Below are 11,668 nucleotides of genomic sequence, written 5' to 3' on the forward strand. Positions count from 1 at the left end.
GGCGGCGACGCGAAGGGGTGCCTCCCGGCCTGGCCGAGCGCAGCTCGGTTCGGCCGGGGGCCCAGGGGCCGACTCGGCGGGCGGCGCGACCAGAGGGGCGAGCAAAAGACCGGGCGAAACGGGCAACTTGGGCGTCAGTGGCGGGCTTGTTCGTCACGTTTTGGTGTACGTCCACGGTTTGTACGGCTCATTCTCGCCCGGCGTGACGCAGCGGACAGAGGTGAGCGGCGGCCGGGCCTGCCGTGCAGCCAGTTTTCGTGATTAGGCTGGGGCAGGACGTGTTGCAGTCGGCCGTGCGCGGATGGCTGGTACGTCAGGGGGGCCAGGGGACGCTCGTCGGCCCGGCGGGTCCCTGCGGATCAACGACAGGAACGGTCGCCCCCAGCACGACACGAGGGTGCTCGACCACACCAGGAGGCATTGTGAACAGCGATCGGGACGGTATCCACGGGGGCTGGGATTCACCCGTCGATGATCAGTCCGACGCGGAGTCCAGTGTCGAGATGACGGGCGAGTTCACCATCGACTACGCCCCGCCGGCCTGGTACACGCAGAATGCCGCCGAGTCCGGTGGCGTTCCCCAGCCGCCCACCCCTGCCGCCGCTCCGCCCGCGGCCCCCGCTCCGCCGGTTCCCCCGGCGCCGGGCGAGGGCGCCGCGGCGTCCGAGTCCGGTGCCGGGAGCGGTGACTTGGAGAGCGGCGCCACGATGAAATTCTCGGCGGCGTCGCTGAAGCGGGAGTTCGCGGAGCTTGCCGCGCTCGGAGAGCCCAGCGGGGCGCAGAGCGAGACGGACGACGCGTCCGGGGCCACCGGAGCCGGCCCGGATGCCGGTGCCGGCGCCGGTACCGGTGCCGGTGCCACTGCTGGTGCGGAATCGGGCTCCGACGGTGCCTCGGGCCCCGACGCCCCCGCTGACGCCGTGGATGCGGAAGGCGACGCCGACGTCCAGAGCGGCGGGGCCGAAGCGGCTCCTCAGTCGTGGGTCGACGCCTCGAAGGACGAGCCGGGCGACAGCGCATGCTCCACCGACTCCTCCGGGTCCTCCGGGTCCTCCGGGTCCTCCGGCGCACCCGGCTCCCCGGGGTCCTCGGGGTCCTCCGGGGGCAGTGACTTCACGCTGCCCGCCGCCGCGAGTGACGGCAACGCCGACACCGCCGCCGAGGCCGCCGCCGACAACGGCGGTGCCGGTGCTGGTACCGATGCCGCGGAAGCGTCGGGTGACGGGGACGGTGAGCCCGGACAGCCCGGACAGCCCGGTGCTGCCGCCGCCTGGACTCCGCCGCCCGTTGCGCAGGGGGACGTTCCGCCACTGCCGCCCGCCTACCAGCCCGCCGCGCCCCCCGCCGCACCTCAGTGGACCGAACCCACGCCGGGGCAGCCGACGCCCCACGGGGCACCGGCCCCGCAGGCCCCCCAGGCCCAGCCCCCCGCCCCGCCGCAGCAGGGCGGCTACGGCTTCCCCCAGCAGCCGCAGCCCCAGCCGGGTGGTTACGGGTTCCCGCAACCGCCCCAGCCCCAGCCGGGTGGCTACGGCTACCCGCAACCACCCCAGCCCCAGCTGGCCCAGGCCCAGGGCCAGCCGCAGCCCCAGCCTCCGGCCCCCGCCCCGAACCCGCAGGGCGGCTACGGCTACTCGCAGCCCCAGCCGCAGTTCCAGCCGCAGCCGCAGCCGCAGCAAGCCCAGCCGGGCCCCCTGCCCCCGCAGAACCCCAACGCCCAACCGCCCCAGGCCCCGCAGGCCCCCCAGCAGCCGCAGGCCCCTCAGTCCTACGCGCCGCAACCCCAGCCCCCGGCCCCCGCCCCGAACCAGCCGCAGCCCGGCCCGGCGCAGCCCGCCCCCGCCGATCCGCGGTACCAGGGGGCGTACCCGCAGTCCGTCCAGCACGACCAACGGCAGCCGAGCTCCAACGTCGGCGGCGCCCCCCTCGGCTACACGGCCGCCGTGGAGCTGTCGTCCGACCGGCTGGTCAACAGCAAGAAACAGAAGGCGAAGAGCAGCCGCCCGGGAACCGGCAACCGCTTCAAGATCGGCGGCAAGAAGGAGGAGGCCGAGCGGCAGCGCAAGGTCGAGCTGATCCGCACCCCGGTGCTCTCCTGCTACCGGATCGCCGTGATCAGCCTCAAGGGCGGCGTGGGCAAGACGACCACGACCACCGCCCTGGGTTCGACGCTGGCCACCGAGCGCCAGGACAAGATCCTCGCGATCGACGCCAACCCGGACGCGGGCACGCTCGGCCGCCGCGTGCGGCGCGAGACCGGTGCGACCATCCGTGACCTCGTGCAGGCGATCCCGCACCTGCACTCGTACATGGACATCCGCCGGTTCACCTCGCAGGCCCCGTCCGGTCTGGAGATCATCGCGAACGACGTGGACCCGGCCGTCTCGACGACGTTCAACGACGACGACTACCGGCGCGCCATCGACGTTCTGGGCCGCCAGTACCCGATCATCCTGACCGACTCCGGCACCGGTCTGCTCTACTCCGCCATGCGCGGCGTTCTCGACCTCGCCGACCAGCTCATCATCATCTCCACGCCCTCCGTCGACGGCGCGTCCAGCGCGAGCACCACGCTCGACTGGCTCTCCGCGCACGGTTACGCCGACCTCGTCTCACGCTCCATCACGGTCATCTCGGGTGTCCGTGAGACCGGCAAGATGATCAAGGTGGAGGACATCGTCAGCCACTTCGAGACGCGTTGCCGCGGTGTGGTCGTGGTGCCGTTCGACGAGCACCTCGCGGCCGGTGCCGAGGTCAACCTCGACATGATGCGGCCCAAGGTGCGGGAGGCGTACTTCAACCTCGCGGCGATGGTCGCCGAGGACTTCGTCCGCGCCCAGCAGCAACAGGGCCTGTGGACACAGGCGGACGGTCAGCAGCCGCCGACCATGGCCCCTCCCATGCCCGGCATGCCCGGCCAGCAGCAGCCGTACCCGCCGCAGCCCGGCCAGCCGGGCCAGGGCCCCTACCCGGGCCAGCAGCCGCCCGCCCCGTACCCGCCGCAGCAGGGCCAGCCGCCGCAGGGCCCGCCGCCCGCCCAGCAGGGCTGGGGCGCTCCGCCGCCTCCGCAGCAGCCGGGCCAGCAGCCGGGACCGCCGCCCGGCTGGCAGCAGCCCGGTCCCCCGCAGCAGTAGCAGCGCCCCCGTCGAGCCAGGAATGGCCCGCACCGTCCCCGTACGGTGCGGGCCATTCGCATATCCGTCCGCCCAGTCCTCCCTCATTCCTCCATTCGGGCGCCATCCTCTGGCCTGCACAGCGTCAGAGGTCCACACCAATGGGCGAAAAATGCAGGTCAACTCGTTATTTCCGCAGGCCACATGGGGTTCATGCGCCGTTGACGGGTGTCAACAGCCGCTGATAGACACTCACTTCATTCAGCCAAGCTGTGCGAGCGATGCGCGAGGTCACCACGATGAACGAAACGCGTCAGCAAGATCAGCCCGACGGAAAACGCCATTCCCCACACCGCGGCGCGCGGGTCCTCCTGGCCGCGGGCGCCGCCGCCCTCGCCCTGACCGCCGCCCTGGCCACGCCGCTCAACCCGGCCCCCCAGCAGGCGTCGGCCCAGGACGACGGGGGCAAGAAGGTCCTCACCGTGGCGGTCTCGCAGAGCGTGGACTCGCTCAGTCCGTTCCTGGCCCAGCGGCTGCTCACCACGAGCATCCACCGGATGATGTACGAGTTCCTGACCAACTACGATCCGAAGGACAACCACGTCATCCCGGGTTTCGCCACCAAGTGGCAGGCGTCCCCCGACAAGTTGACGTGGACGTACACCATCCGGTCGAACTCGAAGTGGTCCGACGGGGTGAAGGCGACCGCCAAGGACGCGGCCTTCACGTTCAACAAAATCATGACGGATTCCGCCGCGGCGACCGCCAACGGCTCGTTCGTCACCAACTTCGAGAAAGTCACGGCGCCCAGCGACACCAAGCTGGTCATCAAACTGAAGAAGCCACAGGCGACGATGACGGCGCTCGACATCCCGATCGTGCCCGAGCACATCTGGAAGAACGTCAAGGACTTCTCGAAGTTCAACAACGACAAGAGGTTCCCGGTCGTCGGCAACGGCCCGTTCATCCTCACCGACTACAAGACCGACCAGTACGTGAAGCTGGAGCGGAACAAGGACTTCTGGCGCAAGACCGGAACGCCCCAGTTCGACGAGATCGTCTTCAAGACGTACAAGGACCAGGACGCCGCCGTCGCCGCGCTGCGCAAGGGCGAGGTCTCCTTCGTGGCGGGCTCCCCGGCCCTGACCCCGGCTCAGGCCGCCTCCCTCAAGGGCGTGAAGAACATCAAGCTCAACGAGGGCCCCGGCCGCCGCTTCTACGCCATCGCCACCAACCCGGGCGCGCGCACCAAGGACGGCACGAAGTTCGGCGACGGCAACAAGGCGCTGCTCGACAAGCGGGTGCGGCACGCGCTGTTCGAGGCGGTCGACACCAAGACCATCGTCGACAAGGTCTTCCAGGGCCACGCCGTGCAGGGCGAGGGGTACATCCCGCCGCGCTTCTCCCAGTACTTCTGGAAGCCGTCCGCGAGCCAGAAACTCTCCTACGACCCGCAGGCCGCGGCCCGGCTGCTCGACCAGGCGGGCTACCCGCTCAAGAACGGCAAACGCGTCGGCAAGGACGGCAAACCGCTGAACTTCCGCATGCTGTGCCACACCACCGACCCGAACGACAAGGCCGTCGGCAAGTACCTGAAGGAGTGGTGGGGCAAGCTCGGCATCGGCCTCAAGCTCGACTGCGTCAACGACGTGTCCGTGCCCTGGTACCGGGGCCAGTACGACCTCGCCTTCGACGGCTGGTCGGTCAACCCGGACCCGGACTTCGTGCTCGGCATCCACACCTGCGCGGCCCTGCCGGACAAGACGGGCGGCGAGAGCGCGGCGACGGACAACTTCATCTGTGACAAGAAGTACGACGACCTGTACGCCAAGCAGCTCGCCGAGTACGACCCGGCCAAGCGGGCCGGCCTCGTCAAGCAGATGGAGTCCTGGCTGTACGACTCCGGCTACATGAACATCATGGCCTACCCGAACGCCGTGGAGGCATACCGCACCGACCAGATCAAGTCGATCGAGACGATGCCGACGGCCGCGGGCAACATCTACGGCCAGGACGGGTACTGGAGCTGGTGGTCGGCCGTTCCCGCGTCCGGCTCCCAAGGCTCCGGCTCGGGCTCGTCCAGCGGCAGCTCGACGGGGATCGTGGTCGGCATCGTCGTCGCAGCGCTCGTCGTCATCGGCGGCGGTGCCTTCGTGGGCGTGCGCCGCCGCCGGACCGCCGACGACCGCGAGTAGCGACTCGAGGCAGTGGACCATGACACTCGAGGCAGTGAAACATGACAGCTGACAGCACTCCGGCCCTCGCGAAGTCCGCGGACGCGCGACCCGGTTCCGGTCCGGCCGCGGCGGCCGGGCCGGAGCCGGGGGCCCGGCCGGGAACGCGCGGCCCCCGTGCCCGTAACCTCAGGGCGTACCTTCAGTACGCGGCGGCGAAGATCGTCGGCGCGGCCGTCTCGCTCTTCGCCGTCCTCGTCACCAGCTTCTTCCTCTTCCGGCTGATCCCGAGCGACCCGGTCAAGCAGATGACCGGCGGCCGGCGCGTCTCCACGCAGCAACTCGCCGCGCTGCGCCACCAGTACGGCCTCGACCAGCCGATGTGGAAGCAGTTCACGTCGTACATCGGGGACGCGCTCAGCGGCGACTTCGGTATCTCGTACCAGTACCACACCCCGGTCATCGACAAGATCACCGGCGCCCTGCCCGCGACACTGCTGCTGACCGGCACGGCGTACGTGCTGTACTCGGCGCTGGGCATCTGGCTCGGCACGCGCTCCGGCTGGCGCAGCGGGTCGCGCTCCGACCGCTTCCACACGGCGTTCGCGCTGACCCTGTACTCGGTGCCGTCCTTCTGGCTGGGCCTGCTCCTCATCATCGTGTTCGCCGTCGGGATCGGGCCGATCCCCGGCATGTTCCCGACGGGCGGGCTCGAACAAGGGGGGCTGCACGGATTCTCGTACGTCGTCGACGTCGCGCACCACATGGTCCTTCCGGTCGTCACACTGGTCGCCGTCGGATACGCGCAGACGCTCCTGGTGATGCGGTCGTCGCTGCTCGACGAGATGGGCAGCGACTACCTGACGACCGCGCGGGCCAAGGGGCTCCGCGACGACCTGGTGCGGCGCAGGCACGCGGTGCCGAACGCGTTGCTGCCGACGTTCACGCTGATGTTCGTGAACCTGGGGCATGTGGTCGCCGGGCAGATCCTCGTCGAGACGGTGTTCTCCTGGCCGGGGCTCGGCGGGCTCTTCTACCAGGCCCTGTCCGTTCCCGATCTGCCGCTCGTGCAGGGGCTGTTCTTCGTCTTCGCCACCGCGGTGATCCTCGCGAACACCCTCGCCGACATCCTCTATCCGCTGCTCGACCCGAGGGTGGGCCGATGACCACGTCCGAGACCAGGAAGGCGAGCGGGCCGGGCGCGCCCGGATCCGTCGTCGACGCGCGCGCCCTCGCCCGCGCCCGCCGACGCGCGTCGCTCGCCCGGTTCTGGCGCTCCTACCGGGCGCACCGCGGCGGCCTGTGGGGGCTCGGGCTGCTGATCGTGTTCGCGGTCGTCGCCGTCACGGCGCCGCTGCTCGCCGGCGCGGACTCGCAGAGCGTCACCGACGCCGAGGGCGGCCCGCTGGAGGGGCCCAGTGGGCGGTTCCCGCTCGGCACCGACCAGTTCGGCCGCAGTGTGCTGGCGCTCCTGGTGTACGGGTCGCGGATCTCGCTGACCGTGGGGCTGCTCGCGGCGTTCCTGTGCGTGGCGATCGGCACGGTCGTCGGGATCGTCGCCGGACACTTCCGGGGCTGGTACGCGACCGTGCTGATGCGGATCACGGACTGGTTCCTGGTGATGCCGACCCTGGTCCTCGCCATCGCGCTCGCCACGGTGATGAGCCGCTCCATGTGGACCGTGATCATCGCCATCGGTGTGACGACCTGGCCGACCACGGCGCGGCTCGTGCGCGCGCAGACGCTGTCCGTGGAGTCACGCCCGTACATCGAGCGGGCCCGCGCGCTCGGCGGCGGCCACGGGCACGTCATGGTCCGGCACGTGCTGCCCAATGTCATGCCGCTCGTCCTCGCCCAGACCACGATGATCATCTCGTCCGCGATCCTGACCGAGGCGACCCTCGCGTTCCTCGGCCTGTCCGACCCGACGATCACCTCCTGGGGCGGCATGCTGCAGGACGCGCGTGAGGCGGGCGCCGTCAGTGCGGGCGACTGGTGGTACCTGGCGCCGCCCGGCATCGCCATCGCGGCCGTCGCGCTGGCCTTCACACTGTGCGGCCGGGCCGTGGAGTCCGTCCTCAACCCGAAGCTGGGGGTGCGGTCATGACGCTGCTTCAGGTGCGCGACCTGACGGTGACGTACGACGGCGGGGCGCGGGCCGTGCGCGGCGTGGACCTCACCCTGGCGGCCGGGCAGAAGCTGGGCGTCGCGGGCGAGTCGGGGTGCGGCAAGTCGACGCTCGCCCTGGCCCTGCTGCGGCTGCTGCCCGCGAGCGCGAAGGTCACCGGCGAGGTCCTGCTGGGCGGCGAGGACGTGCTGACCATGAAGTGGGGGCGGGTGCGCGCGGTGCGCTGGGCGGGCGCCTCGATCGTCTTCCAGGGCGCGATGCACTCGCTCAACGCGGTGCACAGGGTCGGCGACCAGATCGCCGAGCCGATCCTCCTGCACAAGCGGGCCACGCGGGAGGGCGCGCGGCGCAAGGTCGCCGAGCTCCTGGAACACGTGGGCCTCCCGGCCGCCCGCGCCGCGTCCTATCCGCACGAGCTGTCCGGCGGGCAGCGCCAGCGCGTGATGATCGCCATGGCGCTGGCCTGCGACCCTGAGCTGATCGTGGCGGACGAGCCGACGACCGCGCTCGACGTGATGATCCAGGCGCAGATCCTCGGCCTGATCTCACGCCTCGTGGCCGAGCAGGACCTCGGCCTCGTCATGATCAGTCACGACCTGGCGGTGCTGGCGGACACCTGCGACCGGCTCGCGGTGATGTACGCGGGCCGTGTCGTCGAGGAGGGCCCGGCCGCGCAGGTGTACGCGGACGCGCTGCACCCGTACGGCAAGGCGCTGTCCGGTTCCTTCCCCACGATCGGCGACCCGGCGTCCCGGTTCGCTCCGCGCGGTCTGCCCGGCGACCCGCCGGACCCGGCGGCGCTGCCGCCCGGCTGCACGTTCCATCCGCGCTGCCCGGTGGCGCTCGACGTGTGCGCGCGGGACGACCAGGAGTTGCGGCCGGCCGGGGCCGGGAGGCGGGCGGCATGCGTACGGGTCGGGCGGACGGGCGCGGCCGAGGACGTGCGGGCGCGGGTGCGGGGACAGGGCCGGGAGCCGGAACATTGACGCGGACATAGCGGCAGAGCATTGCGGCGGGGCAGAGAGGCAGGGCATGGAGCGGGGCCCAGAGGCGAGGAGCACGACGGCATGACGGAACCTCAACCACTGCTGAGCGCGGCGGAGTTGCGCCTCACGTTCCCCGGACGGCGCGGCGCCCCCGACGCGCGCGCCGTGGACGGGGTCGACCTGGACATCGCGCCCGGCGAGATCGTCGCCCTGGTGGGCGAGTCCGGCTGCGGCAAGACGAGCCTGGCCCGCACGCTGCTCGGCCTCGAACGGCCGACCGGCGGCCGGGTCACCTTCGCGGGCGCGCCCCTGAGCTACACGGCGAGCGCCCTGAAGACCTACCGCAAGCGCGTCCAGCTGGTCCTCCAGGACCCGAGCGGCTCGCTCAACCCTCGCCACACCGTGTACGACGCGGTGGCCGAGGGGCTGCGCATCCACCGGTACCCGGGCGACGAACGCGAGGCCGTGGCCGGTGCCCTGGCGCGCGCCGGGCTGCGCCCGCCCGAACGCTTCTTCCTGCGCTACCCGCACGAACTGTCCGGCGGGCAGCGCCAGCGCGTCGTCATCGCGGGCGCGCTCGTCCTGGAGCCGGAGCTGATCGTGGCGGACGAGCCGGTGGCCTCGCTCGACGCGTCGGTGCGCGGCGAGATCCTGGCGCTGCTGCTCAGGCTGCGCGAGGAGATGGGCCTCTCGGCGCTGGTGGTCACCCATGACCTGGGGCTCGCGTGGAACATCGCCGACCGGGTGGCCGTGATGTATCTGGGCCGGATCGTGGAGACGGGCACGGTGGAGGAGGTCCTGACCTCCCCCCGGCACCCGTACACGCGGGCCTTGTTGTCAGTGCTCCCGGAGGCGACCGGCGATCCGTTGGTGCTCGCCGGGGAGCCGCCGGACCCGTCCCGCATTCCGCCCGGATGCCGGTTCCACGTGCGCTGCCAGGTGCTCGCGAGCGGGGAGGCGGAGCGGGCCGGGGTGGCCGACGCCTGCCGCTCGCGGGACCTGCCGCCGCTGTCCGGCGGGGGCGGGGCGCAGGTGGCGTGCCATTGGGCACGCGCGCGTCACTCCAGCGGCGAGGCCATCCCGACCTCGTAGTGACCGGCCGGCTGCCGCAGCATCACGTTCAACCGGTTGAACGCGTTGATCCCGGCGATCAGGCAGACGAGCACGCCGAGCTGCTCGTCGTCGTAGTGCTTGGCCGCGCTCGCCCACGCCTCGTCGGTGACGCCGCCCGCGCCGTCGGCCAGGCGCGTGCCCTGCTCGGCCAGTTCGAGGGCGGCGCGCTCGGCCTCGGTGAAGACCGTCGCCTCCTGCCAGGCCGCGACGAGGCTGAGCCGGACCGGCGTCTCCCCCGCCGCGAGCGCCTCCTTGGTGTGCATGTCGAGGCAGGCGGAGCAGCCGTTGATCTGGCTGGCGCGGATCTTCACCAGTTCCTGCGTGGTCGCGGGGACCGTCGATTCCGTGATCGGCCGGTGTGCCCCCACGAGCCGCTTCACGAACCCGCGCGCAGCCTGCTGGGAGAACATGTCGAGACGGGCTTCCATGGCGAACTCCGTATCTGTCGGCGCGTTGCCGCGTCAGCGCGTTGATGCCTGACGCTTGATGCCTTGCACCTACATGACGGAACCGGGCGCCCGTTCATGACACTTCAGGGGTGTTACCTACGCCTCACTCGCCTCGATGATCTCCCGCGCCCGCTTCACGTCGTCCGCGATCGCCGCCACGAGTTCGTCGAGTGAGTCGAACGTCGACATGCCGCGCACGAACGCGAGGAAGTCGACCCCCACATGGAGCCCGTACAGGTCGAGGCCCTCGCGGTCGATGGCGTACGCCTCCACGGTGCGCTCCGTGCCGTCGAACTGCGGGTTCGTGCCGACGGAGATCGCCGCGGGCATCGCCTCGCCGTTCGCGTGCAGCCACCCCGCGTAGACGCCGTCCGCCGGGATCGCGGTGTGCGGCAGGGTCTCCACGTTGGCGGTGGGGAAGCCGAGTTCGCGGCCGCGCTGGGCGCCGCGGACCACGATGCCCTCCACGCGGTGCGGCCGGCCGAGGATCTCCGCGGCGCCCGCCACGTCTCCCTCGGCGACCAGGCGGCGGGTGAGCGTGGACGAGAACGGCTCGCCGCCGCCCGCGGTGCCGCTGACGTAGAGGTCGACGATCTCGACCTCGAAGTCGTACGTCCCGCCCTGCTCGGTCAGGAAGCCGACGGTGCCGGCGGCCTTGTGGCCGAAGCGGAAGTTGGGGCCCTCGACGACCACGCGCGCGTGCAGCTTGTCGACGAGTACCTTCACCACGAAGTCGGCGGGCGACAGCTTCGAGAACTCGGTGGTGAAGGGGAGCACGAGGACGGCGTCGACGCCGAGTTCGGCCATCAGCTCGGCCCTGCGGTGGTGCGGGGCGAGCAGCGGCGGGTGCGAGCCGGGTCGCACGACCTCGCTGGGGTGCGGGTCGAAGGTGACGACGACGGTGGGCAGGCCGAGCTCGCGCGCGCGCTCCACGGCGCGGCCGATGATCAGCTGGTGTCCGCGGTGGACTCCGTCGTAGGAGCCGATGGTGACGACGCTGCGCCCCCAGTCCTGGGGGATGTCCTCCAAGCCACGCCAGCGCTGCACGGTGATTGCTCCTCGCAAACCTGTGTACGACGGGTTTCGTCTGTCCGGTGTCCGATATTCCGCAGGTCTAAGAGTGCCATGCCGACCGCGCGCCGCTCGCATCGGGCGGGTCAGGCGGGCACGCCCTGCCCGGACAGGTTCTCGACCATGCGGCGGGCGCCGGGTCCGACGAGGGCGGCCCACTCCTGCGGCTGGGCCGCCAGCCACCGCGTCACCAGCGCGGCGAATCCCGGTACGGCCCGTGCGAGGTCGACGAGGCGCCGGTCGAAGCAGGCGGCGCCCTCCGGGGTGCGGACGAGTAGTTGCCCGGTCCTGTGCACGAGGTCCCGCGTGCGCGGCCGGCCACGCCGGGCGGCGCCGCGGGCGGCCTCGGTCAGTACGGCGTCCAGGACGGCCGGGTCGCGCTCCTGTGTGAACAGGAGGTCCAGCAGTTCGGTGCGCAGCGCCCTGGACGCGGGGGTGCCCGGCTCGGCGAGCACACCGGCGAGCGCGGCCCGCACGGACACGGACGGGCTGTGCAACAGGGCCACGACGAGCGGCCGCAGCACGGCACGGTCGCCGGGGCCGTGTTCGAGCCTGCGCCCGACGAACACGGCCACGTGCGCGGCGGCCGTCCGCGGCCGCTCCTGGGCCAGCTCCCCTACGAGTGCGACGGCCA

General features: G+C 71.7%; 8 protein-coding genes and 1 pseudogene. 6 read left to right on the forward strand and 3 right to left on the reverse strand.

Going from position 1 to position 11,668, the window contains the following annotated elements; all coding sequences use genetic code 11:
• Window positions 1–422: 422 nt before the first annotated feature.
• The 6 genes from OFY01_RS18890 (at window position 423) to OFY01_RS18915 (ending at window position 9,493) form a co-directional block, all read left to right on the forward strand.
• Window positions 423–3,134, forward strand: a complete 2,712-nt coding sequence (locus OFY01_RS18890; RefSeq protein WP_266601428.1) for an SCO5717 family growth-regulating ATPase — start codon at window positions 423–425, stop codon at window positions 3,132–3,134.
• Window positions 3,135–3,412: 278 nt separating this feature from the next.
• Entirely contained in the window at window positions 3,413–5,308 is a 1,896-nt protein-coding gene (locus tag OFY01_RS18895; protein ID WP_266601429.1) for an ABC transporter substrate-binding protein, read from the forward strand.
• Between the two features lie 41 nt (window positions 5,309–5,349).
• Complete coding sequence (locus OFY01_RS18900; RefSeq protein ID WP_266601430.1) at window positions 5,350–6,453, forward strand: ABC transporter permease; 1,104 nt, start codon at window positions 5,350–5,352, stop codon at window positions 6,451–6,453.
• A complete protein-coding gene (locus OFY01_RS18905) occupies window positions 6,450–7,394 on the forward strand; it encodes an ABC transporter permease (RefSeq protein WP_266601431.1) in 945 nt (314 codons plus the stop codon). The genes OFY01_RS18900 and OFY01_RS18905 overlap by 4 nt, the downstream gene beginning before the upstream one ends.
• Window positions 7,391–8,401, forward strand: a complete 1,011-nt coding sequence (locus OFY01_RS18910) for an ABC transporter ATP-binding protein (RefSeq protein WP_266601432.1) — start codon at window positions 7,391–7,393, stop codon at window positions 8,399–8,401. The genes OFY01_RS18905 and OFY01_RS18910 overlap by 4 nt, the downstream gene beginning before the upstream one ends.
• Before the next feature lie 81 nt (window positions 8,402–8,482).
• Entirely contained in the window at window positions 8,483–9,493 is a 1,011-nt protein-coding gene (locus tag OFY01_RS18915; RefSeq protein ID WP_266601433.1) for an oligopeptide/dipeptide ABC transporter ATP-binding protein, read from the forward strand.
• Here OFY01_RS18915 and OFY01_RS18920 read toward each other — a convergent pair.
• The 3 genes and pseudogenes from OFY01_RS18920 to OFY01_RS18930 all read right to left on the reverse strand — a co-directional run.
• Entirely contained in the window at window positions 9,460–9,942 is a 483-nt protein-coding gene (locus OFY01_RS18920; RefSeq protein WP_266601435.1) for a carboxymuconolactone decarboxylase family protein, read from the reverse strand. The two genes, OFY01_RS18915 and OFY01_RS18920, sit on opposite strands and share 34 nt — an antisense overlap.
• A 117-nt stretch (window positions 9,943–10,059) precedes the next feature.
• Entirely contained in the window at window positions 10,060–11,010 is a 951-nt protein-coding gene (locus tag OFY01_RS18925; protein ID WP_266601437.1) for a bifunctional riboflavin kinase/FAD synthetase, read from the reverse strand.
• Window positions 11,011–11,120: 110 nt separating this feature from the next.
• Window positions 11,121–11,668 (reverse strand): annotated as a pseudogene (locus OFY01_RS18930) (serine protease); the annotation flags it as partial.

This window comes from Streptomyces beihaiensis (assembly GCF_026274175.1).
Classification (GTDB): Bacteria; Actinomycetota; Actinomycetes; order Streptomycetales; family Streptomycetaceae; genus Streptomyces; species Streptomyces beihaiensis.

Excerpts from the sequence above, each read along its gene's own strand:
- OFY01_RS18895 (WP_266601429.1), top strand. The coding sequence starts at position 3,413 with ATGAACGAAACGCGTCAGCAAGATCAGCCCGACGGAAAACGCCATTCC.
- OFY01_RS18900 (WP_266601430.1), top strand. The coding sequence starts at position 5,350 with ATGACAGCTGACAGCACTCCGGCCCTCGCGAAGTCCGCGGACGCGCGA.
- OFY01_RS18905 (WP_266601431.1), top strand. The coding sequence starts at position 6,450 with ATGACCACGTCCGAGACCAGGAAGGCGAGCGGGCCGGGCGCGCCCGGA.
- OFY01_RS18910 (WP_266601432.1), top strand. The coding sequence starts at position 7,391 with ATGACGCTGCTTCAGGTGCGCGACCTGACGGTGACGTACGACGGCGGG.
- OFY01_RS18915 (WP_266601433.1), top strand. The coding sequence starts at position 8,483 with ATGACGGAACCTCAACCACTGCTGAGCGCGGCGGAGTTGCGCCTCACG.
- OFY01_RS18920 (WP_266601435.1), bottom strand. The coding sequence starts at position 9,942 with ATGGAAGCCCGTCTCGACATGTTCTCCCAGCAGGCTGCGCGCGGGTTC.